Source organism: Sphingopyxis sp. JAI128 (assembly GCF_014207235.1).
Taxonomy (GTDB): domain Bacteria; phylum Pseudomonadota; class Alphaproteobacteria; order Sphingomonadales; family Sphingomonadaceae; genus Sphingopyxis.
In genome coordinates this window covers 169318-192958 of record NZ_JACHDA010000003.1, presented here as the reverse complement: position 1 = coordinate 192958, position 23641 = coordinate 169318, and the positions used below count along the sequence as shown (strand labels likewise).

The 23641-nt window shown below is 64.5% G+C and carries 20 protein-coding genes; 6 read left to right on the top strand and 14 right to left on the bottom strand.

Annotated elements, in window-relative coordinates; all coding sequences use genetic code 11:
* Positions 1-26 precede the first annotated feature (26 nt).
* Positions 27-347, top strand: a complete 321-nt coding sequence (gene trxA / locus HDC35_RS08305) for a thioredoxin TrxA (RefSeq protein WP_058804108.1) — start codon at positions 27-29, stop codon at positions 345-347.
* A gap of 75 nt (positions 348-422) precedes the next feature.
* On the opposite strand, the gene argJ is transcribed toward trxA, so the two are convergent.
* The 12 genes from argJ to HDC35_RS08245 all read right to left on the bottom strand — a co-directional run bounded on the left by argJ (position 423) and on the right by HDC35_RS08245 (position 15969).
* The gene (gene argJ / locus HDC35_RS08300) at positions 423-1649 is read right to left on the bottom strand and encodes a bifunctional glutamate N-acetyltransferase/amino-acid acetyltransferase ArgJ (protein WP_184645605.1); all 1227 of its coding nucleotides are present in this window, start codon (positions 1647-1649) and stop codon (positions 423-425) included.
* Positions 1650-1857: 208 nt separating this feature from the next.
* On the bottom strand, positions 1858-3291 hold the full coding sequence (locus tag HDC35_RS08295; protein ID WP_184645603.1) for an aldehyde dehydrogenase family protein: 1434 nt from the start codon (positions 3289-3291) through the stop codon (positions 1858-1860).
* 94 nt (positions 3292-3385) lie between these two features.
* The gene (locus HDC35_RS08290) at positions 3386-4696 is read right to left on the bottom strand and encodes a M20/M25/M40 family metallo-hydrolase (protein WP_184645601.1); all 1311 of its coding nucleotides are present in this window, start codon (positions 4694-4696) and stop codon (positions 3386-3388) included.
* A gap of 86 nt (positions 4697-4782) precedes the next feature.
* Positions 4783-6267: a sorbosone dehydrogenase family protein gene (locus HDC35_RS08285; RefSeq protein ID WP_184645599.1), complete on the bottom strand. Its 1485-nt coding sequence runs from the start codon at positions 6265-6267 to the stop codon at positions 4783-4785.
* Positions 6268-6352: 85 nt separating this feature from the next.
* Positions 6353-6871 (bottom strand): hypothetical protein, encoded by a 519-nt coding sequence (locus HDC35_RS08280; protein WP_184645597.1) that lies wholly within the window; start codon positions 6869-6871, stop codon positions 6353-6355.
* A gap of 193 nt (positions 6872-7064) precedes the next feature.
* The gene (gene glnA, locus HDC35_RS08275; protein WP_184645595.1) at positions 7065-8477 is read right to left on the bottom strand and encodes a type I glutamate--ammonia ligase; all 1413 of its coding nucleotides are present in this window, start codon (positions 8475-8477) and stop codon (positions 7065-7067) included.
* Positions 8478-8548: 71 nt separating this feature from the next.
* Positions 8549-8887, bottom strand: a complete 339-nt coding sequence (locus HDC35_RS08270; RefSeq protein ID WP_037518110.1) for a P-II family nitrogen regulator — start codon at positions 8885-8887, stop codon at positions 8549-8551.
* Between the two features lie 228 nt (positions 8888-9115).
* Positions 9116-11302, bottom strand: a complete 2187-nt coding sequence (locus HDC35_RS08265) for a PQQ-dependent dehydrogenase, methanol/ethanol family (RefSeq protein ID WP_184645593.1) — start codon at positions 11300-11302, stop codon at positions 9116-9118.
* A gap of 289 nt (positions 11303-11591) precedes the next feature.
* Complete coding sequence (gene map / locus HDC35_RS08260) at positions 11592-12431, bottom strand: type I methionyl aminopeptidase (RefSeq protein WP_184645591.1); 840 nt, start codon at positions 12429-12431, stop codon at positions 11592-11594.
* A 170-nt stretch (positions 12432-12601) separates the two neighbouring features.
* Entirely contained in the window at positions 12602-14941 is a 2340-nt protein-coding gene (clpA, locus tag HDC35_RS08255; protein WP_184645589.1) for an ATP-dependent Clp protease ATP-binding subunit ClpA, read from the bottom strand.
* A 159-nt stretch (positions 14942-15100) separates the two neighbouring features.
* The gene (locus HDC35_RS08250) at positions 15101-15613 is read right to left on the bottom strand and encodes a hypothetical protein (RefSeq protein ID WP_184645587.1); all 513 of its coding nucleotides are present in this window, start codon (positions 15611-15613) and stop codon (positions 15101-15103) included.
* A gap of 95 nt (positions 15614-15708) precedes the next feature.
* A complete protein-coding gene (locus tag HDC35_RS08245) occupies positions 15709-15969 on the bottom strand; it encodes a hypothetical protein (protein WP_184645585.1) in 261 nt (86 codons plus the stop codon).
* 111 nt (positions 15970-16080) lie between these two features.
* On the opposite strand from HDC35_RS08245, the gene HDC35_RS08240 reads away from it, so the two are divergent.
* Entirely contained in the window at positions 16081-17553 is a 1473-nt protein-coding gene (locus tag HDC35_RS08240; protein ID WP_184645583.1) for an ATP-binding protein, read from the top strand.
* Here HDC35_RS08240 and HDC35_RS08235 read toward each other — a convergent pair whose 3' ends face one another.
* On the bottom strand, positions 17554-17751 hold the full coding sequence (locus HDC35_RS08235) for a DUF1192 domain-containing protein (RefSeq protein ID WP_184645581.1): 198 nt from the start codon (positions 17749-17751) through the stop codon (positions 17554-17556). It abuts the gene before it with no gap.
* A 142-nt stretch (positions 17752-17893) separates the two neighbouring features.
* Here HDC35_RS08235 and HDC35_RS08230 point away from each other — a divergent pair, with 142 nt between their 5' ends.
* From HDC35_RS08230 to HDC35_RS08215, 4 genes are all read left to right on the top strand, one after another.
* Entirely contained in the window at positions 17894-18874 is a 981-nt protein-coding gene (locus tag HDC35_RS08230; protein WP_260397626.1) for an NAD(P)H-quinone oxidoreductase, read from the top strand.
* 69 nt (positions 18875-18943) lie between these two features.
* Positions 18944-19510, top strand: a complete 567-nt coding sequence (locus tag HDC35_RS08225; RefSeq protein ID WP_184645577.1) for a hypothetical protein — start codon at positions 18944-18946, stop codon at positions 19508-19510.
* A gap of 143 nt (positions 19511-19653) precedes the next feature.
* Entirely contained in the window at positions 19654-20316 is a 663-nt protein-coding gene (locus HDC35_RS08220) for a DUF1013 domain-containing protein (protein WP_260397625.1), read from the top strand.
* Between the two features lie 4 nt (positions 20317-20320).
* The gene (locus HDC35_RS08215; RefSeq protein WP_184645575.1) at positions 20321-21460 is read left to right on the top strand and encodes an MBL fold metallo-hydrolase; all 1140 of its coding nucleotides are present in this window, start codon (positions 20321-20323) and stop codon (positions 21458-21460) included.
* Positions 21461-22100: 640 nt separating this feature from the next.
* Here HDC35_RS08215 and HDC35_RS08210 read toward each other — a convergent pair.
* Positions 22101-23633, bottom strand: coding sequence for a class I adenylate-forming enzyme family protein (locus HDC35_RS08210; RefSeq protein ID WP_184645573.1), 1533 nt, complete (start codon positions 23631-23633; stop codon positions 22101-22103).
* Positions 23634-23641 lie beyond the last annotated feature (8 nt).

Sequence of the window (23641 nt, the reverse complement as noted above, 5' to 3'; positions counted from 1 at the left end):
GCAACAGCGTTTCAGGAGTTCTGATTATGGGTACCAAAGCCATTACCGACGACAGCTTTCAGGCCGACGTGCTCGACAGCGATACGCCCGTGCTTGTCGATTTCTGGGCCGAATGGTGCGGCCCGTGCAAGATGATCGGCCCGTCGCTCGAGGAAATCGCCGACGAACTGGGTGAAAAGGTCGTGATCGCGAAGCTGAACATCGATGACCATCCGAACGCCCCCGCCAAATATGGCGTGCGCGGTATCCCGACGATGATCCTGTTCAAAAATGGCGAGATCGCAGACACCAAGGTCGGCGCGGCGCCGAAGAGTGCGCTGAAGGGCTGGCTTGAAGGCGCGCTGTAATGGTGTGAACCCCGGCGAAAGCCGGGGCCATTTACGGTGCCGCATGGCCCCGGCTTTCGCCGGGGTTCCCATAAGCTAGCTCCGATAATCGGCGTTGATGCTGATGTAGCCGTGGGTCAGGTCGCAGGTCCAGACCGTCGCCCGGCCTTCGCCGAGGCCGAGGTCGGCGCCGACGCGAATGTCCCGACCCTTGAGATGCGCCGCGACCGGCGCTTCGTCATAGCCGTCGACAGGCAGACCGTCCTTCGCGACCCAATGATCGCCAAAGCGGATCGCGAGCCGGTCGCGGTCGGCGGGTTCGCCCGCCTTGCCCACCGCCATCACGACGCGGCCCCAATTGGCGTCCTCGCCCGCGATTGCGGTTTTCACGAGGGGCGAGTTGGCGATCGCGAGCGCGACGCGTTTGGCGCTGCCGTCGTTCACCGCGCCGTTCACTTGGATTTCGATGAATTTCGACGCGCCCTCGCCGTCGCGCACTACCTGTTGCGCGAGATCGAGCGCGACCTGCCGGATCGCGGCGTACAGTGCGTCGGCGCCCGGATCGTCGCGCGTGGTGAGCGTCGCATTTGCCGCCTGCCCCGTCGCGAACAGCAGCACCGTGTCGCTGGTCGATGTGTCGCTGTCTACGGTGATGCTGTTGAAGCTGCCGTCGGTCGCTTCGCTCAGCATATCCTGCAGCAGCGCCGGCGCGACCGCGGCGTCGGTGAAAAGATAGCCGAGCATCGTCGCCATGTCGGGGGCGATCATGCCCGATCCCTTGACGATCCCCGCGACCTGGATGGTCTTGCCACCGACGATCGCACTGGCGGCCGATCCCTTCGCAAAGGTATCGGTCGTGCCGATCGTCTCGGCGGCGGTTTCCCACGAACAAAGCTCGGCGGTGAGTGCGGTTTCGACGCCCGCGCGCGCCTTTTCCTTGGGCAACGGCACGCCGATGACGCCGGTCGAACTGACGAAGACCTCGCTCGCTTCGCAGCCGAGGTGAACGGCGACCTGCTCCATGATCTGTTCGACCGCCTCGCGGCCGCGATAGCCGGTGAAGGCGTTGCTGTTGCCCGCGTTGACGATCAGCGCGCGGCCCTTGCCACCCTTCACCTGCTCGCGGCCGAGTTCGACTTCGGACGAGCAGCAGACATTGCGCGTGAAGACGCCCGCGACCGTCGTCCCCGGCGACAGTTCGACATAAGTCAGATCGCAGCGATCCCAATCCTTGTAACGCGCGCGCGCGACGCGGCGCGTCACCCCGGCGATGTCGGGGAGGGCAGGAAAGGCGGCGGGGGCGAGCGGGGAGCGGGCGGTCATGATGCGTTCGCGCATAACGGCAGTTCGCTCAAAGCAAAACCCCTGCCGTAAACGGGAGGGGCTCGATCCTGCCTGTCGCGAAACGATGGGGAGGTGGCGGTCGCGATGCGGCTGACGGAGGGGCGGGTAGAGCGCGGCCCCTCCCACCACTCGTTTTATGCGGGTCGTCCCCCTCCCCATGGCCTGCGGCCACAGGGAGGAATATGGCTTACGCCGGGATGCCGCTGATCGACTTCACTTCCATGAAGTCCTTAAGGCCGAACACACCGCCTTCGCGCCCATTGCCCGACGCCTTGTATCCGCCGAACGCCGCGCCCGGTCCGGGACCCCAGGCATTGACGGCGACCATGCCGGCGCGCAGCTTGGGCGCGATTTCAGCGGCCTTGGCGGGATCGCCCGAAACGACGGCCGACAGGCCATATTCGGTATCGTTCGCGATATCGACCGCCTGGTCGAGCGTGTCGTAGGCCATGATCGTCGCGACCGGCCCGAACACCTCTTCCTTCGCGATACGCATGTCGGGGGTGACGCCCGAAAAGACGGTCGGCTTGATATAATAGCCGCGGTTGACGTTGCTCGGCAGGCCGGTGCCGCCGGTTTCGAGCGTCGCGCCTTCGTCGATTGCCGACTGGATCAGGCCCTGGATCTTGTCGAACTGTGCCTTGTTGACGACGGGGCCGATATGACCGCCTTCACTCATCGGGTCGCCGACCTGGGTGCCGTCGAACATCGCCTTGATCACACCGACCGCTTCGGCTTCGCGCTCTTTCTGGACGAGAATGCGCGTCGGCGCGATGCAGCTCTGCCCCGTGTTGACGAGCACGCCCTGCACCGTGGGCGGCAGCACCGCTTCGAAATCGGCGTCGGGCAGGACGATGTTCGGCGATTTGCCGCCGAGTTCCTGATGGACGCGCTTTACGGTGTCTGCCGCCGCCTTGGCGACGAGGATGCCCGCGCGGGTCGAGCCGGTAAAGCTCACCATTTCGATGCCGGGGTGCGCGCTGATCGCATTGCCGACGGTCGGACCGTCGCCCTGCACGAGGTTGAACACGCCCGGCGGGACGCCTGCGGCGTCGAGGATCTCGGCGAAGATCACCGCATTGCCTGGGCATTCTTCCGACGGCTTCAGCACCATCGTGTTGCCCGCGGCGAGCGCGGGGGCAACTTTGAGTGCGATCTGGTTGAGGGGCCAGTTCCACGGCGTGATCATGCCGACGACGCCGATCGGTTCATAGGCGATCATGCCCGCGGCATATTTTTCGGTGAAGCTGAAATCTTTCAGCGCGGCGATCGTGCCGAGGAAGCCGCCGATGCCGGCGCCGACCTGCGCGGTGCCCGCGAAGCTGACCGGCGCGCCCATTTCGGAGGCCATCGACTTGGCGAGGTCGGGTGCGCGCTTCTTATACTCTTCGACGATGCGGTTCAGTAGGTCGAGACGTTCCTCGCGCGTCGTCTGCGAGAAGCTTTTGAAGGCCTCTTTCGCCGCGGCGACCGCATCATCGACGTCGGCGGCGGTGCCGAGCACGACGGTCGAGGCCGCCTCCTCGGTCGCCGGGTTGATGACATCGTGGAGCTTGCCGCCCTTCGAATCGACCCAGCGGCCGCCGATATAATGTTGTTTGAGGTGCGTTTCGGTGCTCATGTCCTGTCTCCCATCGGCGGTGAATCCGTCTCGGATTGCCACCTAATCACTGTGGCGGATGAATCAAGCGAGGCCAACTGCCAAACGCGGCAGTTTAGCGCTTTTCAGCAGAAAGGCGTGACATCAGGATGGCAGCACGCGTCGCTTGCCGCGTGATGCTGGGGATGTCGACCGTTTCCTCGGGGCCGTGATCGCCCGTCGAATAGGCGCCAAGTCCGGCGAGGCTGTCGACGTGCGGCGCGACGAAACTGATGTCGGCGGCGCCGCGCTTTAATGGATCGAGCGCGGCCATTTCGGCCAGTCCGAGGTCGCGGTTGACGGCGTTGAGCCGGATCAGCAACGCGCGGTTGCCATCGGTGGGCGCCATCGCCGGATAGCCGCCGGGGTCGAAAGCGAGCGTGGCCCCGGTGCCGGGGGCGTGATCGGCAACGATCGCGGCCATCTTTTCCTTCACCCGCGCCGCCTGCTCGCCCGACAGCGTGCGCAGGTCGCCGCGCGCAATCGCGGTGGCGGCGATGATGTTGGTCTTGCCGTTCGCGCTTGCGCGAATCTTGCCCTCGTCGAGCGACACCTGCTCGCCGCCCGCGATCAGCCCGACGTTGAAGGTCAGGTTCGGTTCGGGCAGCTCGGTGCGAAAGCGGTGGATGATGCGCGCGAGTTCATAGATCGCGCCGTCGCCGGAATCGGCGCTGAAAATGCCCGAACTGTGTCCCGTCTTGCCCGTTGCGGTGACTTGCCAGCTTTCTGACGAGCGCCGGGCGATCGAGCTCATGTCGGCGCCGCCATCGCGGACCAGCCCCTCGAACCCCAGCGCGACGTCGACACGCTTGCCCGCGGCGATCAGGTCGGCGCGCGCTGTATCGACCGGGTCGCCCGCATCTTCCTCGTCGCCGGTCATATGAAATTCGATGTTCGCGCCCTTCAGCGTTCCCGCCTTGTGCATCGCGCGCAGCGCCGCGACGACGACGACCATTCCGCCCTTGTCGTCGCCGGCGCCCGGACCTTTCGCCTTGTCGCCCATGCGCTCGAAGCGCTGGAACGGCGAATCAGGTTCGAATACCGTATCGAGATGCGCGATGAGGAGCAGGCGCTTGGTGTCGGGCCTGCCGGCGTGCGTCGCGATCAGATGTCCGGCGCGGCCGGTTTCGTGCATCGGTTTCCATTCGACTTTGAAACCAAGGGGTTCGAGTTCGGCGCGCATCATCGCACCGACCTTTTCGACCCCTGCGAGGTTGAGCGAGCCGCTGTTCTGGTTGACCAGCTTTTCGAGCAGCGCGACGCTGCGCTCGCTTTCGGCTGCGACGGTGTGCACCATGCTGCTTTCCGCCTTGCTGAGCTTTGCCTCGGCGGTGGGCGCGAGGGCGAGCTGGAGGACGACGAGCGCGGCGAAGGGCAATGATTTCATGGGGGGCTCCTCTGAACGCCTCCCTTCTGCCGTCTTGGGCGTGCCCCGGCAACCTCTCCCGTCCGGCCAGGATACCGAGGCAGCGATCAGCTTCCTTGCCGCACCATGAAAATATCGCCGCCGAGACTGACTATGAACAGATTGCCCGCGCTGTCCTCGCCAAAGGAGGCGATCGAGTTCAGCGTCCCCGCGTCGGGCGCGAAATCCTCGTTCCGCAGCGCGAAACGCGACGACGCGAGCGTCTGTCCGGGGATGAAACCGGCAAAGGGAATCGTCCAGATATTGTCCGAAACGAAGTCCGCGAAGACATATTGACCCTGAAGCGAGGTGACCGGGCCGCGATAGACATAGCCGCCGGTAATCGACTTGCCCTGTCGCGGGCCGTCGCCATGGCCATATTCGGCGACCGGATCGGTCAGCCCGCCGGGCGGCGTGCCGCTATAGGGCTGGGTGCCTTCCCTGAAGCGCCAGCCGAAATTGAGGCCCGGCTGGGTGGTCGTCACCATATCGATTTCTTCGACGGCACCCTGACCGACGTCGCCGATGATCAGCGTCGATCCCGAGAAGGAAAAACGGAACGGATTGCGCAGGCCGAGCGCGTAGACATAGCGGTCGCCTCCACCGGCGAGATAGGGATTGCCCGGCGCGGGCGCCAGGAAACCCTCGTCGCTGGGAACCGATGCACCCGCATAGGGGTCTTCGACCACGCGGATACGCAATATTTTGCCGAGCCGCGAATTGGGATTCTGGGCATTGTTGCCGGGATCGCCCACGCCCCCGCCATCACCCACCCCGACATAGAGCAAGCCGTCGGGACCAAAGGCCATCGCGCCGCCATTATGGTTATTCGCCCCGGGATGCGGAACCGTCAGCCTCGCCAATATACGCGGCGATCCGGAGAGGCTGCCATATTCGCGAATCTCGATGTCGCCGGCGGCATTGGTGCAATAGATCATGAAGCGATCCGCATTCGCCGGGTTGGGCAGTAGCGCCATGCCGAGCAGGCCGCGCTCGCCATCGGTAGACAGGTCGCCGATCGTGAAGAGCAGCGTCTTTGCGCCGGTCGACGGGGTCAGGCGATAGACCCTCCCGGCTTTCTCGAGCACATAGACGTCGCTGCTGCCCGGAATGCCGAGAAGGAAAGTCGGTTGGTTGAATCCGCTACCGACGCGCTGGACCGATATGCCTTCCTTCGAGTTGGTCACCGTGACATTGACCGTCTGGCTGACGGCCGTTCTGCCGTCGCTGACGTTCAACCGCACCGAATAGACATTGTCGCCGTCGGCATCGCCCGGAAGGTCATAGTCGGGCGCCGCATTGAAACGCAGTGCGCCCGCGGCAGTGATCGAAAAGTGCGCCGCGTCGGCGCCGCCGTCGATGGTGAAGGTCAGCGCGTCGCCGTTGGGATCGGTGGCCGCTGCCTGATAGGCCGCAACGCCGTTTTCGGCGACGCTCGCGGTCTGGAGCGAGGTGAATGCCGGCGGGGCGTTCGCTTCGGGCGACGTTCCGCCATCGCCCCCTCCGCAGCCGGTCAGAAGCAGCGGAGAAAGAAAAATGGCGCGTATCCGCATGATGCAGAACCCCTTTTGCGATCTTGATCGCGGCAAGGTGGCATTTGCGGACCACCCGCGCAACCGCGCTGTTCGTGGGCGCGCGTCAGGCCGCTTCGTCGACCTGTTCGAAATCGTCGAGCTTGTTCAGCGCATCGCGCGCGATCCGCCTCAGCGCGGATCTGTTGACCTGCAGACCCTTCGCGCCGTCGCCGCTCAGTTCGTCGATGGCGAACGCCACGCGGGTCCGATCCGGGGCCAATTCCTCGAACGTGAACTTCAGCCCCGTTTCGAGCGCGCCATCGTCGACGCTGTAGATCAGATGCGCCTCGCGCGGGATTTCCATGGCGACCGCGATCTTGATCTTATAGGCCTCGGGCCGTTCCTCCGGCACCATCTTCTCGAACCCCGGTTCGCCTTTTTTGGTGACGAGTTCATAGAGCCGCGTCGATCCGCCGTTGGTGACGAGCGGCAGGCCCGCGAACATGCTGTCGTCGCCGAACATCCGGGCGAACACCTCTTCGCGTGGCGCGGCAACGGTGTGCGTCTGGTTCGCCAGCTCGACCATCTTGCCGCAGCCGGTGGCAAGAAACAGCGCCGCGACCGGGATCATCATTCGGAACATCGGACATACCCCCGCTTGTAGACGCGGCCGCTTTTAGCCGCGCGGGCTTACCAAAGCGTAAGCGGTAGGGAGGGTGTGCGCCCCGCAGGCGCGCAATCACGGCCGACGTAAACATGGCCGCGAGGGCCCATGCAAAAAGGGCGCCCGGTTCCCCCGAACCGGACGCCCCCTTGGCGTCGCTGATCGCGTGCGATCAGGCGCTGTAGTACATGTCGAATTCGACCGGGCTCGGCGTCTGTTCGAAATTGTAAACCTCGGCCCACTTCAGTTCGATATAGGCTTCGATCTGGTCCTTCGAGAACACGTCGCCCTTGAGCAGGAAGTCGTGGTCGGCGGCGAGGCTGTCGAGCGCTTCGCGCAAGCTTCCGCAGACGGTCGGCACTTCGGCCAGTTCTTCGGGCGGCAGGTCGTAGAGATTCTTGTCCATCGCGTCGCCGGGGTGAATCTTGTTCTGGATGCCGTCGAGCCCCGCCATCAGCAGCGCCGAATAGCAAAGATAGGGGTTCGCCATCGCGTCGGGGAAACGGAATTCGACGCGCTTCGCCTTGGCGCCAGCGCCATAGGGGATGCGGCACGAAGCCGAGCGGTTGCGCGACGAATAGGCGAGCAGAACCGGCGCTTCGAAACCCGGGACGAGGCGCTTGTAGCTGTTCGTGGTCGGGTTGGTGAAGGCATTGAGCGCCTTGGCGTGCTTGATCACGCCGCCGATGAAATAAAGACACATGTCGCTGAGGCCGGCATAGCCATTGCCCGCGAAGAGCGGCTTGCCCTTTTCCCAGATCGAGATGTGCGTGTGCATGCCGCTGCCATTATCGTCCTTGATCGGCTTGGGCATGAAGGTCGCGGTCTTGCCATAAGCATGCGCGACCTGGTGCACGACATATTTATAGATCTGCATGCGGTCGGCGGTCTGCGTCAGCGTACCGAAGGTCAGGCCGAGCTCGTGCTGCGCCGCGGCGACTTCATGGTGATGCTTGTCGCAGGGCAGGCCCATTTCGAGCATCGTCGACACCATCTCGGCGCGGATGTCGACCGCGCTGTCGACCGGCGCGACGGGGAAATAGCCGCCCTTGGCGCGCGGACGGTGACCGAGGTTGCCGCCCTCATAGCTGCGGCCCGTGTTCGTCGGCAGTTCGATATCGTCGATTTCGAAACCCGACTTGTTGTAGCCGGTTTCGAAACGAACGTCGTCGAACATGAAGAATTCGGCTTCGGGGCCGACATAGACGGTGTCGCCGATGCCGGTCGAGGCGACATAGGCTTCGGCGCGCTTGGCGGTGGTGCGGGGGTCGCGGGCATAGCCTTCGCCGGTCGAGGGCTCGACGATGTCGCAGAACATGACGAGCATCGGAGTGGCCGAGAAGGGATCGTCATAGACGGCGTCGAGGTCGGGTTTCAGGATCATGTCCGACTCGTTGATCGCCTTCCAACCCTCGATCGACGAGCCGTCGAACATCAGGCCGTCCTCGAGCGAATCCTCGTCGATGACGCCGGCGCACATGGTCAGGTGCTGCCATTTACCCTTGGGGTCGGTGAAGCGCAGGTCGACCCACTCGATGTCGTTATCCTTGATCCGCGCGATGATATCCTTGGGCTTCGTAGCCATCGTCTATGCTTCCTTCTTGCGAAATGGTCCGGCGTGCCGGGGGTTTTCGGGTTTTCGAAAATTGCGAAAGATCAGAGTGCGTCCTCGTTGCGCTCGCCGGTGCGAATGCGGAGCGCCGTTTCCACGGGGATGACGAAGATCTTGCCATCGCCAATGCGGCCGGTCTGCGCTGCGGCGGCGATCGCCTCCACGACGCGTTCGGCCATCGAGTCCTCGACGATGACTTCCAGTTTCACCTTGGGCAGAAAGTCGACGACATATTCCGCGCCGCGGTAGAGTTCGGTGTGACCCTTCTGCCGTCCGAACCCCTTGGCCTCGGTGACGGTAATCCCGCTGACACCGACTTCGTGCAGCGCTTCCTTCACTTCGTCGAGCTTGAACGGCTTGATGATCGCCTCAATCTTCTTCACGCTTTTCGTCCCCCTTTGGGCTGGCCGCCGCTCCTTGCGCGTCAAGCCGGATCAGGCCTGCCTGGTTCGGTCTGCCGTCGAGTCGGTGCGATGTCCCGCCATCTTGCACCAATCAAAAGCCGTGCCAATTGGCGAATCGCGGGGATTTGGTAAGAATTTTGAAACGAAATGGCGCCGTTGCCCAAGCTGTGAGCAACGGCGTTGTTTCGGTGCTTAAAATTTGGGCAATCAGCGTCCCATCGGCGCCGACGCCTCGGGCAGATTGGCCTTGGTCCAGTTCGACCGGTCGATGACATATGCGCGCAGCGCCTCGGCATCGGCGGGTGTGAGCACGCGTGCAAAACTGACCATTCCGCGATCCTTGAGCGCGCCATCCAAGATCACCGATTTCCACGCATCGGCATTGGTGAGCGTACCCGAGACGCGCAGGTCGGGGGTGAAGCCGTTGCCGATCGCGCTGTCGCCGTGGCAGACGATGCAATAGCGACCGAAATGCGCCTTGCCCGCGGCGATTTGCGCCGGCGTGCCGAACTGGGGCGGCGGGTTCCACGCCAGCGCCGCCGAAACCGGCGGGGCGGGAAGCTGCATCGTGCCGCCGATCTTCATCACGACGAGGCGCGGAATGTTGGGCACCTTGCGCGTCACGCCGCCGGCGACCCCGGCAACGAGTGGGAAGGCGCCGCCCTTGCTCGTCTGGAAGGCGACATATTGCACGCCGCCGACGCGGAAGGTCGAGGGCGCGCTGACGATCCCCGATTGCATGTCGAGGTCGAGCAATTGCTTGCCGGTGTCGGCGGCATAGGCACGGAAGCGCCCGGTGCTGGTGCCCTGGAAGACGAGATTGCCGGCCGTCGTCATCGTGCCGCCGTTCCACGCCGCGGGATGATCGACCGCCCAGGCGACCTTGCCGGTCCGCGGGTCGAAGGCGACGAGGCGCCCGGTGGTTGCGGCGACCGCGGCGCGATAGGCGGCCTTGTCGTCGGGCATCATCGTTGCGGTCAACGAGGAGCCGATGTTGAAGCCGACGACCTTGCGCTTGTCGAGCTCGGTCATGTCCTGAAGATAACCCTGGGGGATCTGCTGCGCGGGGATATAAACGAAGCCGGTTGCCGGGTTGAAGCTCATCGGATGCCAGTTGTGTGCGCCCAATGCGCCGGGGATGGCGATGAAGGGTTTGCCCGTCCTGTAGAAGCGTGCCTCGGGATTTTCGATCGGGCGGCCCGTGGCGAGGTCATAGCCGGTCGCCCAATTGATCCCGTCGACGAAGGGCTTGGCATCGATCAGCTTGCCGTTTGTGCGGTCGATGGTGAAGAAGAAGCCGTTTTTCGGTGCGTGATACAACACTTTGGTCGGCGTGCCGTTCACCGCCTGCTCGGCGAGGATGATCGGCTGGGTCGCGGTATAGTCCCACGTCTCGGCCGGCGTTTCCTGATAATGCCATTTATATTTGCCCGTCGTCGCCTCGAGCGCGACGATCGACGAGAGGAACCAGTTGTCGCCTTCGCCGTTCGAGCGCGTGCCATGGTTCCACGGGTTGCCATTGCCGACGCCGAGGTAGATCTGGTCAAGATCCTTGTCGTAGACGATCGCGTCCCAAACGGTGCCGCCGCCGCCCGAGGTCTGCCATTCGCCCGTGTCGGACCATGTGGCGTTCGCCTTGCTGGCGAAAATATCGTCGGATGCCGCCCCGTCCTTTGCCTTGGTCGGATTGGGTGCGGTGTAGAAGCGCCAGCGTTCCTTGCCGGTGTCGGCGTCATAAGCGGTGACATAGCCGCGCACCCCGAATTCGGCGCCGCCGTTGCCGATCAGCACCATGTCCTTCACGACGCGCGGAGCGCCGGTGATCGTATAGGGTTTCGAGGTGTCGAAGGTCTGGGTCGACCAGAGTTCCTTGCCGGTCTTTTTGTCGAGTGCGATCAGGCGACCGTCGAGCGCGCCGACGAAGACCTTGTCGCCCCACACGGCGACGCCGCGGTTGACGACGTCGCAGCAGGCCGAAACCGCCCGCTCGCCCGGCACCTTGGGGTCGAACTTCCATAGCGACTTGCCCGTCGCGGCGTCCCATGCACTGACCTTTGACCAAGCGTGCGTCACATACATCACGCCATCGACGACGACCGGGGTCGCCTCCTGCCCGCGCGCGTCGTCGAGATCGGCAGTCCACGCGATGCCGAGCTCGCCCACATTCCGGTCGTTGATGTCGGTGAGCGGGCTGAAACGCTGTTCGTCGTAGCTGTAGCCGATCGCGCCCCAATCGTCGCCGTTACCCCCGGTTTTGAGCAGGGTCTCGCTGGCTTTCTCTGCGTCGTCGAGCGACGCGCTGCCCGAGAGGCTCTCATTCTTCGATGCGTTGCATGAAGCCAATACCAGTGCCGCACAGCCCAGCAGCGCAGTCGAAAAGACCCGTTTCGCCATCCCTTGCTCTCCCGTTTTGACGCCTATCTTGACGTTAACGTCAAGTCTGCGCGCGAAGGCGCGAGGGTGCAAGCGGGAAAATGGGGGGCGGCGAGAGGGGGATCGCTTATCCTCCCCCTTGTTGGGGGAGGCAGCGAGACTTGCCAGCTCGATGGCAAGTCGCGGCGGTGGGGGGGGGGGGGGCGGTCTGAGGCGATCGCGTGATGGCGCGCCGCCACCCTCAACCAACTTCGCCTAATGCGTTCGGCTTAAGGCTTCATATCCTTCTCCCATCGAGAGGGAAGGAGGCTCAGTTCCAAGGCGGCGCGTTCAGACCCTTGGGGCTGGCGGTGAAAATCTCGCAGCCGGTCTCGGTGATCCCGATGCTGTGCTCGAACTGCGCCGAGAGCGAGCGGTCGCGCGTCACCGCGGTCCAGCCGTCGGCCAGCATCTTCACTGCAAATTTGCCGGTGTTGATCATTGGCTCGATCGTGAAGAACATGCCGGGGCGCAGCTCCGGCCCGGTGCCGGGGCGTCCCGCGTGGACCACTTCGGGCGCATCGTGGAACATCTGGCCGAGCCCGTGGCCACAGAAATCGCGCACGACCGAATAGCGGTGGCGCTCGGCGTGGCTCTGGATCGCATGCGCGACGTCGCCCATGCGGTTGCCGGGCTTTGCCTGCTCGATGCCGAGCATCAGGCATTCATAGGTGACTTCGACGAGGCGCTTTGCCTTGATCGGAGCATCGCCGACCAGATACATGCGGCTGGTGTCGCCGTGCCAGCCGTCGACGATGCTGGTGACGTCGATATTGACGATATCGCCCTCGCGCACCGGCTTGTCGTCGGGGATACCGTGGCACACGACATGGTTGATGCTCGTGCAGCAGCTGTGCGTGAAGCCGCGATAGCCGAGTGTCGCGGGGATACCGCCGCCGTCGAGCATCATCGTGCGGACAAGGTCGTCGATTGCGGCGGTGGTCACGCCCGGCTGGACGAAGGGAACCAGCGCATCGAGGATTTCAGCCGACAGCCGCCCCGCCTTGCGCATGCCAACAAAGCCCGCTTCGTCGTGCAGCTTGATCGTGCCGTCGCGCACGGGAGTGGGGCTCGCCGCATCGCCGGCGGTTACGGAGACATAGTCGTACATGGGAAGCGATATAGGCGATGTGGCGCCGAATTGCGAGGGCAGTAAGCCCCTCCCGCTTGCGGGAGGGGTTTGGGGGGGGGGGCAAGCACCGTCGCGGCGCCCACCCCGTTGCGACTAGCGGGCAGGCCCGCGAGTCTCGCTGCCCCTCCCGCCTGCGGGAGGGGAGCTAGTTACTCCGCCGCCTTCTTCGCCTTGTCGGGCTTCGCCTTGCCCTTGCCCGCCTTCGGCGCGGCGGGGGTGATTTCGAAGGCCAGCGGATTGCCGACATGGGCGTCCTCGCCGGTCTTCATCTTCACCTTGACCTCGCCGCCATGGACCAGCTTGCCGAACAGCAGTTCCTCGGCGAGCGGCTGCTTGATCTTCTCCTGGATCAGGCGGCCCATCGGGCGCGCGCCATAGAGCTTGTCATAGCCCTTGCCGGTCAGCCATTCGCGCGCCGCATCGTCCAGCTGGATGTGGACGTTGCGGTCGGCGAGTTGCAGTTCGAGTTCGAGGATGAACTTGTCGACGACGCGCGCGACAACCTCGGGCGGCAAATAGCCGAAAGGTACGATCGCATCGAGGCGGTTGCGGAATTCGGGGGTGAACATGCGCTTCACCGCCTCTTCCTGCACATCCTCGCGCGTCGACTGGCCGAAACCGATCGATTCGCGCGCCATGTCGCTGGCGCCCGCATTGGTCGTCATGATCAGGATGACGTTGCGGAAATCGACCGTCTTGCCGTGGTGATCGGTCAGGCGGCCGTTGTCCATCACCTGCAGCAAGATGTTGAACAGGTCGGGATGCGCCTTTTCGATCTCGTCGAGCAGCAGCACGCAATGCGGATTCTGGTCGATCGCATCGGTGAGCAGCCCGCCCTGATCATAACCGACATAGCCCGGCGGTGCGCCGATCAGGCGCGACACGCTGTGCCGCTCCATATATTCGCTCATGTCGAAGCGCTGGAGCGGGATGCCCATGATCGAAGCCAATTGCTTTGCGACCTCGGTCTTGCCGACGCCGGTCGGGCCCGAGAAGAGATAGTTGCCGATCGGCTTTTCGGGATCGCGCAGGCCCGCGCGGCTCAGCTTGATCGCCGACGACAGCACTTCGATCGCGGTGTTCTGGCCGAACACGACGCGCTTCAGGTCGGTTTCGAGGCTGGCGAGCGTCGCCTTGTCGTCGGTCGATACCGACTTGGGCGGGATGCGCGCCATTGTCGCGATCACCGCTTCGATTTCTTTCGCGGTGATCGTCTTCTTGCGCTTCGACGGAGCGACGAGCATCTGCATCGCGCCGACTTCGTCGATCACGTCGATCGCCTTGTCGGGCAATTTGCGGTCGTTGATGTAGCGCGCCGACAGGTCGACCGCGGCGTTGATCGCATCCGGCGTATAACGAACCTGATGATGCGCCTCGAATGCGCTGCGCAGCCCCGCGAGGATCTTTTTCGTATCTTCGAGCGTCGGTTCGACCACGTCGATTTTCTGGAAGCGGCGCAGCAGCGCCCGGTCCTTTTCGAAATGGTTGCGGAACTCCTTGTACGTCGTCGAGCCGATGCAGCGGATCACGCCGCCCGACAGCGCGGGCTTGAGCAGGTTCGACGCATCCATCGCGCCGCCGCTCGTCGCGCCCGCACCGATGACGGTGTGGATCTCGTCGATGAACAGGATCGCGTGCGGCAGGCCTTCGAGCTCGGTCACAACCTGTTTCAACCGCTCCTCGAAATCGCCGCGGTAGCGCGTGCCCGCGAGTAGCGCGCCCATGTCGAGCGAATAGATGACCGCGGGCAGCAGCACCTCGGGCACGTCGCCCTCGATGATCTTGCGCGCGAGGCCTTCGGCGATCGCGGTCTTGCCGACGCCGGGGTCGCCCACATAGAGCGGGTTGTTCTTGCTGCGGCGGCAGAGGATCTGGATCGTGCGATCGACCTCGGCATTGCGGCCGATCAGCGGGTCGACCTTGCCGACCTTCGCCTTTTCGTTGAGGTTGACGGTGAACTGGTCGAGCGCGGTTTCCTTCTTGTTCTTGGCGCTGTCCTTGTCCTTCGTCTCTTCCTTTTCCTCGGGTTCGGCCTGCGGCGAAGGCTTGCCGCCCTTGCCGACGCCGTGGCTCAAATAGGAGACCGCGTCGAGGCGCGTCAGGTCCTGCTGTTGGAGGAAATAGACCGCGTAGCTTTCGCGTTCGGAGAAGAGTGCGACGAGGACGTTGGCGCCCGTCACCTCATCCTTGCCCGACGACTGGACGTGCAGGATCGCGCGCTGGACGACGCGCTGGAATCCGCTGGTCGGGGAGGGGTCGCTGTGCCCCTCGACCTTCAGGCTGTCGAGTTCGGTATCGAGATAGTGGACGACCGCCGATTGCAGGTCGTCGGTCGCGACGCCGCACGCGCGCATCACTTCGGCGGCATGATCGTCGTCGATCAGCGCGAAGAGCAGATGTTCGAGCGTCGCATATTCGTGGTGACGCTCCGAAGCGGCCTTCAGCGCATTGTGTAGTGTCTTTTCGAGGCTTTCCGAAAAGGACGGCATGGTCTTCATCTCCTTGCGGGGACCAGGCCGGGGAGATGGCGGCCCCCTTGGAAACATAACGTGGCGATGCCGCCGCCCCACCGCAAGGGAAAAGCGGTCGGCTTTGTGAAATTACGATGACGGGGTTGTATTATGGATAACGTAGCGTTGATTCCCGCGCTACCTTTCGGAGTAGCTGATCGCTGCAGAGCCGTTGGTGTAATTTTCGATGATGATGAATCGGGCGATTTTTGCTCGCCCGCGAGCCGCGCCTTCAAATACGTCGCCCTTGGCACCATCTCTGTCGCCGCCGGTAATCCTGACGAAACGGTTTTGCTTGACCATATCGCGCGCAATGCCGGCAATTTGTTCGTATCCGGCGCCAACATAATCCAGCGTGCAGCGTTTTTCGGCCGGGTCGTATGAAACAGTCAGATTTCCTTTGCCGCCATCGCCTTTGAACCACAAGCTACGGCCAGGGGCGAGTGGAGCGGTGGCTTCGAAGCCCAACTTCGACAGTTCTTCGGTCGGTGGCGCCGCTTCGGTTCCGATCAGGCGGGGGCACAAATAGAAAGCGCCATTTACGGTTGTGTGAATCGGCGATTCCGGAGCTACCTGCGCATGTGCGGATGCAGGCAACAATAGCAACATCGGCACGTAGGCGAATGGCCGCCCTATCTGTGGAAACTCCACCTACCCCTCCCCGGAAAGACATCGTTTCCTTGGGGCAATTTGAAAGTGAATGATAGTTCAATAAAATCATTCAAATGCGGCCGGCTGTTCCGACGTTAATTCTCACCCGCCCGATCGACCATATCCATGAAGTCGCGCGCCAGATCGCGCTCGCCCTCATCCTTGAACGCGACGTCGAGGTCGGGCGCGACACCGAGCATATACATCAGCGCCCACAGCGCGAAGCGGCGGCCGGGGTTCGTCTCCAGCCCGAAGTCGACGCGCATGCGTTCGGTGCCCGCGGCGTGCGCCTCGGGATGGATCGCCGCGATGTCGGCGGTGCCGAAATAGCGTCGGAGCTGGTCGTCGAAATCCATGCGCGCCCTTTTGGCGCGTTAGCGCCGATTGGCAAGGTCGCATGGCAAAATCAGGCGATCCGAAGGCCCGCCCGGTTGTCTTTGCCCAAGCGCCCCGATAGGGCGGCCAGCGTGAAGACCAGCATCGACATCGGGACGGACGGCACGGGGCAGGGCGTGCGCATCGACGTGCAGGAGCTGCTCGCAACGCGCCTGCTCGTCCAGGGCAATTCGGGGTCGGGCAAGTCGCACCTTTTGCGCCGTATCCTCGAGGAAAGCGCCGAACTGGTGCAGCAGATCGTGATCGATCCCGAGGGCGATTTCGTCACGCTCGCTGACGCGTACAGCCATGTCGTGATCAACGGCGGCGACTATAATGAGCGGGAGATTGCGGCGATGGGCGCGCGCATCCGCGAACATCGCGCGTCGATCATCCTCAGTCTCGAATCGCTCGATATCGAGGCGCAGATGACCTGCGCCGCGGCGTTCCTCAACGCACTGTTCGATGCGCCGCGTGAACATTGGTTTCCGGCGCTGGTCGTGGTCGACGAGGCGCAGATGTTCGCGCCGAGCGTCGCGGGCGACGTCGCCGACAATGTCCGCCGCGCGAGCCTGTCGGCGATGACGAACCTGATGTGCCGCGGGCGCAAGCGCGGCCTTGCCGGCGCGATCGCGACGCAGCGGCTGGCGAAGCTCGCGAAGAATGTCGCTGCGGAGGCCAGCAACTTCCTGATGGGGCGCACCTTCCTCGACATTGACATGGCGCGCGCCGCCGACCTGCTCGGCATGGAGCGGCGGCAGGCCGAGGCGATCCGCGACCTCGAGCGCGGGCATTTCCTCGGGCTCGGTCCCGCGATCTCGCGGCGACCGATCGCGGTGCGGATCGGGTCGACGCAGACCTCGACGCGGCTGGGCACGCACGGGTTGATGCCGCTGCCGTCGGCGGGGGGAGAGGACATGCGCTCGATGCTCTTCACCGAATTGGAAGCGCCCGCCCAACCCCGCTTCTTCGCGCCCGAACCCGAGCCCGTAGCAGCGAGCGAAGTGCTGGAGCGGATCGCGGCGAGCGAGGGGCTGCACGAGGATCTCGACGCCCCGCCCGTGCTCGATATTCTCGAGGCGGTAGAGGAAGCCGAGCAGAGCGATGCCGTGGTGATCAAGACGTTGCAGGAGATGCTGTCGGACCCCGACTGCGCCTTCCAGCCCGAATCCTTCCTCTATCAGGATTTTTCGGTGCGCTGCCGGATGCAGAAACTGAAGAAGGTGCCGCTCGACCTTGCCGCCTTTCGCCGCCGTTTCGCGCTGGCCAAAGGGGGCGTGTTCGATCCTGCCGAGCCGCGCTGGCGCGAGGCGCTGATCGTCGCCGACCGGTTGCCGCACGACATGTTCGCGCCCTTCCTGCAGATCGCGCGCGCGGCGATGGACGGCGAGCCCTGTCCGGACGACGAGATTCTCGGCCGCGCCTATGGCAGCCGCTCGCCCGGACGCATCCGGCGGCTGGTCGAATATATGGAAAAGCAGGGGGTGATCGTCGTGCGCGCCGATTTCGGCGGGCGACGCTCGATCGGTATTCCCGAATTGGGGCTCAGCACCGAGGCGGAGTAATCAGCCCTTACGGAACAGCGCTTCGGCGGCGGCCTTCTGGCTCGTGGCGGCGGCGCGATGCGCCTTGATGCGTGCAATTTCGCCTTCCAGCGCGGCGATGCGGTCGTCGAGTTCGTCGACCGACAGCGGATCGAGCGGCTGTTTGACGAGCGCCGTCAGAACATCGTCGCGGCGGCGGGGAAGGTCGTCATCGTCCATGGCGTATCCTTTTGGTCCCTGTTGCCAATTTGGGCGCGCGACTGTTGACCCGTGTCGCAGCGCTGTCAATAAGGCGGGGCAGGGGATGGGGAATGACAGGACCAGTGGGGGATTTTCCGAAGTGACCAGCTTGCCATCGAGCATGACCGCCATCGCCATCAGCGCGCCGGGCGGGCCAGACGTCTTGCAGCCGGAGACGCGGCCAGTGCCGCAGCCGGCGCCGGGCGAGGCGCTGATACGCGTCGCCGCTGCGGGTGTGAACCGCCCCGATGTGCTGCAGCGCATGGGCCATTATCCGCCGCCGCCGGGCGCGTCCGACCTGCCGGGACTGGAAATTGCCGGGACTGTCGTCGCCGTCGGACCGGGCGGCGATCCGGAGCTTCTGGGGCAGGCGGTTTGCGCGCTCGTCGCGGGCGGGGGCTATGCCGAATATTGCGTCGCACCAGTCGGCAGCTGCCTGCCGGTGCCGGTGGGCTTTTCGATGGCCGAGGCCGCGGCGCTCCCCGAAACCGTGTTCACGGTATGGCACAATCTGTTCGAGCGCGGCTATGTTCGCGGGGGTGAAACGGTATTGGTCCACGGCGGCACCAGTGGCATCGGCACGACCGCGATCGGTCTCTGCAAATTGTTCGATATCAAGATCATCGTGACCTGTGGCAGCGCGGACAAATGCGCCGCCGCGACCGCGCTCGGCGCCGACCTCGCCATCGATTATTCGAGCGCGGACTATGTCGAGGCGGTGAAAGACTTTACTGGCGACAAAGGCGTCGACGTCGTGCTCGATATGGTCGGCGGCGATTATCTGCCGCGCAACCTCGCCTGTCTGACCGAGGACGGGCGGCACGTGACGATCGCATTCCAGCGCGGAATGAAGGTCGAAATCGACATCGCCGACGTGATGCGCCGCCGGCTGACGCTGACGGGTTCGACGCTGCGCGCGCGGAGCGCGGAGTTCAAGGCGCTGCTTGCCGACGAAATCCATCGTACTTTGTGGCCTCGCCTTGCCGACGGTGGGTGGAGGCCTGCAATGGATCAGGCCTTCCCTCTCGTCGAAGCCGCCGCGGCGCATACGCGCATGCAGGCAGGCGCGCATGTGGGAAAGATCGTGCTCATGGTGGGATGAGCCGAGGGAACGGCTTGCCATTTTCGACGGTTAGCCATGCGGGGGCAATCAAAAGGATAAATTCTCCCGATGAATATGCGCAGTTTGTTTCTTCCCGCCACCGCTCTTTCGCTTGCCCTCGCCGCCTGTTCGCAGCCCGCCGAAACCGACAAAACGCCGACCGCTTCCCACGACGGCGAGGTCGCTGTCGATGGCAAGGCGGCCAATATGCCGCCGCCCGCGATCAAGCCGACCGACGTCCCGACGCGCGGCGGCGACGGCTCGCCGATCGAGCTCGCCGCGTTGACCGAAGCGGATGTCGGCGGCGCCAAGCTGAAGGGGGAACTCGCCTGCATCTTCGCCGATGCAGAGGGCGCGCGGCCGATCCTGCTCGCGCAGGGCGACGTCGCGTCGCAGGACCCGTCGCGCGGAATCGTCAAGGTGGGCGACACGGTCGAACCGATATCGGCCAATGGCGGCTTCGACGCGATGGCGAAGGGCACCAAATTCTTCGCCAAGGGGCTCGAGCTTCGCGTCGCGCTTGTCGGTCCGGCGGCGGGCGGAGGCGAATCGCCGCCGCGCCCGGCGACGCTGACCGCCGACCGCGCCGACGGCGCGCAGCGCGTCTTCGCGGGGCTGTGGCAGTGCGGTCCGTAAGCGCCGCTGGCGCTTGGGCGCAGCCTGAGCGGCGCCCGAGCGCCCTTCGCGCTTGCTCCACCGGCCAAACGGGTCTACATCAACCGCCGAACGGCCGCCCCGCGAGGGGCGGCCCTTATTATTTCCGCTTGGAGTGTTTCGCCATGGCCAACGCCAATCCGACCCCGCTGATGCCGCACGCGACCGCCGCCTGGCTGGTCGACAACACCGGTCTGACCTTTGCCCAGATCGCCGAATATTGCGGCATCCACATCCTCGAAGTGCAGGCCATCGCCGACGAGACCGCCGCGACCAAATATACCGGCCGCGACCCTGTCCGCGCGCACGAGTTGTCGATGGAGGAAATCGAAAAGGGCCAGAAGGACCCGAACTACAAGCTCAAGATGAGCGTGCAGGCGCAGGATACGATCCGCCGCACGCGCGGCCCGCGCTATACCCCGGTCAGCAAGCGGCAGGACAAGCCCGACGGCATCGCGTGGATCCTGAAGAACCATCCCGAAGTGTCGGACGGCGCGATCGGCAAGCTGATCGGCACTACGCGCAACACCATCGGCGCAATTCGCGACCGCAGCCACTGGAACAGCGCGAACATCGTGCCCAAGGATCCGGTAACGCTCGGCCTCTGCTCGCAGCGCGAACTCGACGCGCTCGTTGCCAAGGCCGCGAAGAAGGCCGGAATCAAGGCGCCCGAGGACAGCCGGTTCGAGGGTGACCGCGAGGCGTTGCTCGAAGAACTACGCGCCGAACGCACCGCAGCCGCCGAAGCGCGTGCGGCCGAGGAAGCCGAAGCCGACGGCGAAGCCTGACGTCGTGGCGGCGGCGCGCGATGAGGATCATATCCCGGCGGCCAGCGGGTCGCCGGACGCTTCGCTGACCCAGGACGACAGCTTCACCGCGACCAGTCACGCGGGCCTGACCTATCCGTGGGGCGACGCGGCGCCGGGGGCGGGCGAAACGATCCGCATCGCGAACGGGATCAGCTGGGCGCGCATCCCGATGCCGGGCTCGCTCGGCCATATCAACAGCTGGCTGCTCGACGACGCCGACGACCGGGGGGACGGTATCGCGGTGGTCGATACCGGCATCTGCCTGACGATGTGTTCCGACGCGTGGAAGGCGCTCTATGCCGGTGCGCTCGACGGCAAGCGCATCACCCGCGTCATCGGCACCCACCTGCACCCCGACCATATCGGCCTCGCCGGCTGGATCGCGAAGAAACAGCAAGTGAAGTTGTGGATGACGCGCGGCGAGATGCTGACCGCGCGGGCGATCATCGCCGATTCCTCCGACACCGCACCCGACGAGGTGCTCGCCCAGTCGCGCGCCGCGGGCTGGGACGAAGATGCGATCGAAGCCCAGCGTTCGCACGGCTGGAACATGTTCCGGCGCATGATTTTCGCCCTGCCGCGCTCCTATGTGCGGATCCGCGACGGCGAGACGCTCGACATGGGGACGCACCGATGGCGCGTCGTGACCGGGTCGGGACATAGCCCCGAACATGCGTGCCTGTGGAACGAGCGCGAGGGCGTGCTCGTGTCGGGCGATCAGGTGCTGCCGCGGATCAGTTCGAACGTGTCGGTCAACATCACCGAACCCGATGCCGATCCACTCGGCGAATGGCTGGCGTCGATCGACAAGCTGATCGCGACGATACCAGCCGACGTCATCGTGTGTCCCGCGCATGGCGAGCCGTTCGAGGGGCTGCACGTCCGGTTGATGGCGCTGCGCGACGAGCATCGGATGCGGCTCTATAACCTCGCCGAAGCCGCGGCGAAGGCGCCGATGCGCGCGGTCGACGCCTTTCCACTGCTCTTCAACCGCCCGATCGGGGAGCATAACCGCGGCCTCGCGACGGGCGAGGCGCTCGCGCATCTTAAACGGCTCGAGGTCGAAGGGCGGGTGCAGCGCGAGGATCGCGGCGGCGTCTGGTGGTATCACGGCGTCGCATGATGCGGCGGTAGAAGACGCGGCTCGGGGTAAGTCTGAATATTGCCATCCCCTCGTCATTCCCGATTTGATCCGCGATCCGCGGCGCTGAAATCAGGAGCCCGGATCGGGTCCGGGATGACGATGATCGACAGAGCCGCTTGCGACCTGTTGCCGTCATCCCGACCTTAAGGTTGATGGCAGTCCGATTGCCCGGTGCAAACCATGCGGGCGCAAGCGAATTTCGCGAAATCGGTGAGGGCTCCCATCTTATGTAAAGCGCGCTTCCTGGCCACGACGTCGCACGACCGACCCCATCGCTCATCGGTCCCGCAAAATTTGGGACTGTCGTCGAACCGATCATCGTTTGCACCCGCGCGCGAATCCGGCTGCCGACCGAAATCATCGAGAAGATCGGACTCGACGCCGGGAGCCAGCCAATCGAGTCTATGTTGCGGACATTGAGCCTTCCAGGCCTTATCCCATCCGACGCCCGCGCGCCTGATCAATGCCGTCTCGACTTCGTTCGTCGTCGGAGCCGGGGATGCAGTCGAACTGCCACACCCGGCGAGAGCCGCCGCAACGGCGAAGACCAACAACCTGACCGCCACTGCTTTCGTCGCCTGCGAATGCCGCAACGCCCGGCTTTCAGATGCCGTCGACATCACGTAGCATAGGCGTCGCGCAATTCGCGCTTCAGCACCTTCCCGATCGGGCTGCGCGGCAATTCGTCCACCACAGCAATGGCGCTCAGGCGCTGGGTCTTTCCAACCTTGGCGTTGCAGTCGGCGCGGATATTTTCCGCATCGGCGCCGGGTTTCAGCACGACGAACGCCACCGGCGTCTCGCCCCACTCTTCGCTCGGCATGCCGACAACGGCGGCTTCGACGACGCGGTCGTCGGCGATCAATATGGCTTCGAGGTCGCTCGGGAAGATGTTGAAGCCGCCCGAAATGATCATGTCCTTCGCGCGGTCCATCAGCGTCAGGAACCCGTCTTCGTCGATCCGCCCGATGTCTCCGTGGCGATAGAAGAGATTTCCTTCCGCATCGTACCAGTGCATCGCCTTGGTCGCGTCGGGGCGGTTGTTATATCCGGTCATCATCGCTGGGCTGCGGCCGACGACTTCGCCCACCGAACCCTGCGGCAATTCCTTGCCCTCTTCGTCGATCACCTTTGCGATATGCCCCGGCGCGGGCTTGCCGACGGTGTGAAGCTTGTCGGGAAATTGATGCGCCTCGAGGATGAACGCCGCGCCGCCCTCGGTCATCCCGTAAATTTCGACCAGCCCGCCGGGCCAGCGTTGCAGGACATCGGCCTTCAGGGCCGCCGGGAAAGGCGCCGAAGTGCAATATTTGACCACGAAACTCGACAGGTCGAAATCGCCGAAATCGTCGAGCGCCATGATCCGGCGATATTGCACCGGCACCAGCATGCAATTTGTCGCACGCTCGCGCGCCGCGAGTTCGAGAAAGCCACGCGCGTCGAATTTCTTCATCAGCACGACCTGCCCGCCCGACCCGACCGTCGGCAGGAAGCTCGCCATCGTCGTGTTCGAATAAAGCGGCGTCGACAGGATCGTCACCGCATTGGGGCCATAGGCCGGGGCGCCGCGCAGGATATGCTGCCAGCGCATCGCATGGCTGTGGACGATGCCCTTTGGCGTTCCCGTCGTCCCCGACGAATAGATGATGTTAAACCCGTCCTCGGGCCGGATATCGACCGGCGCCGGCCTGGCACCCGCCAATGACAGCCAGGCATCGAGCGGCGTTCCCGCGTCGCCGCCGTCCATCGCGATCAGCTCGCTCGCGGTGATCATTTGCCCTTCAAGGCTCGCCTTGGCCGCGCCGTCGAGGAACAGGTGGCGCGCGCCGGTGTCGGCGATCATCGCCGCCATTTGCTCGCCGGTCGCGCTGTTGGTGACGAGCCCTGCGACGCCGCCCGCGCGCAGCGTGCCCAGGATCACCGCCATCTGTTCGACGCTGTTCAGTCCAGCAATCGCCGTGCGGTCCCCTTTCCGGAAACCGTCCTGCTGGAGGCGCGCGGCGATTCGGTCGGTCAATTGGTCCAGTTCGGACCAGCTCAGCCGCCGCACCGGGTCGGCAGCCGCTACGGCATCGGGGCGCTCCGCCGCATGGGCGCGAACAAGGTCGGACAGGGTGGCGAAATCGCCATCAAGCATTTCGATACTGGTCATGGCCTAGG

Bases quoted from the DNA above. Each gene is read 5' to 3' on its own strand.
- argJ (WP_184645605.1), bottom strand. From the start codon at position 1,649: ATGACCGCCCGCTCCCCGCTCGCCCCCGCCGCCTTTCCTGCCCTCCCC.
- HDC35_RS08245 (WP_184645585.1), bottom strand. From the start codon at position 15,969: ATGGATTTCGACGACCAGCTCCGACGCTATTTCGGCACCGCCGACATC.
- HDC35_RS08230 (WP_260397626.1), top strand. From the start codon at position 17,894: ATGACCGCCATCGCCATCAGCGCGCCGGGCGGGCCAGACGTCTTGCAG.
- HDC35_RS08235 (WP_184645581.1), bottom strand. From the start codon at position 17,751: ATGGACGATGACGACCTTCCCCGCCGCCGCGACGATGTTCTGACGGCG.
- HDC35_RS08210 (WP_184645573.1), bottom strand. From the start codon at position 23,633: ATGACCAGTATCGAAATGCTTGATGGCGATTTCGCCACCCTGTCCGAC.
- HDC35_RS08280 (WP_184645597.1), bottom strand. From the start codon at position 6,871: ATGTTCCGAATGATGATCCCGGTCGCGGCGCTGTTTCTTGCCACCGGC.
- clpA (WP_184645589.1), bottom strand. From the start codon at position 14,941: ATGCCGTCCTTTTCGGAAAGCCTCGAAAAGACACTACACAATGCGCTG.
- map (WP_184645591.1), bottom strand. From the start codon at position 12,431: ATGTACGACTATGTCTCCGTAACCGCCGGCGATGCGGCGAGCCCCACT.
- HDC35_RS08290 (WP_184645601.1), bottom strand. From the start codon at position 4,696: ATGAAATCATTGCCCTTCGCCGCGCTCGTCGTCCTCCAGCTCGCCCTC.
- HDC35_RS08295 (WP_184645603.1), bottom strand. From the start codon at position 3,291: ATGAGCACCGAAACGCACCTCAAACAACATTATATCGGCGGCCGCTGG.
- trxA (WP_058804108.1), top strand. From the start codon at position 27: ATGGGTACCAAAGCCATTACCGACGACAGCTTTCAGGCCGACGTGCTC.
- HDC35_RS08225 (WP_184645577.1), top strand. From the start codon at position 18,944: ATGAATATGCGCAGTTTGTTTCTTCCCGCCACCGCTCTTTCGCTTGCC.
- HDC35_RS08285 (WP_184645599.1), bottom strand. From the start codon at position 6,267: ATGCGGATACGCGCCATTTTTCTTTCTCCGCTGCTTCTGACCGGCTGC.
- HDC35_RS08265 (WP_184645593.1), bottom strand. From the start codon at position 11,302: ATGGCGAAACGGGTCTTTTCGACTGCGCTGCTGGGCTGTGCGGCACTG.
- HDC35_RS08220 (WP_260397625.1), top strand. From the start codon at position 19,654: ATGGCCAACGCCAATCCGACCCCGCTGATGCCGCACGCGACCGCCGCC.
- glnA (WP_184645595.1), bottom strand. From the start codon at position 8,477: ATGGCTACGAAGCCCAAGGATATCATCGCGCGGATCAAGGATAACGAC.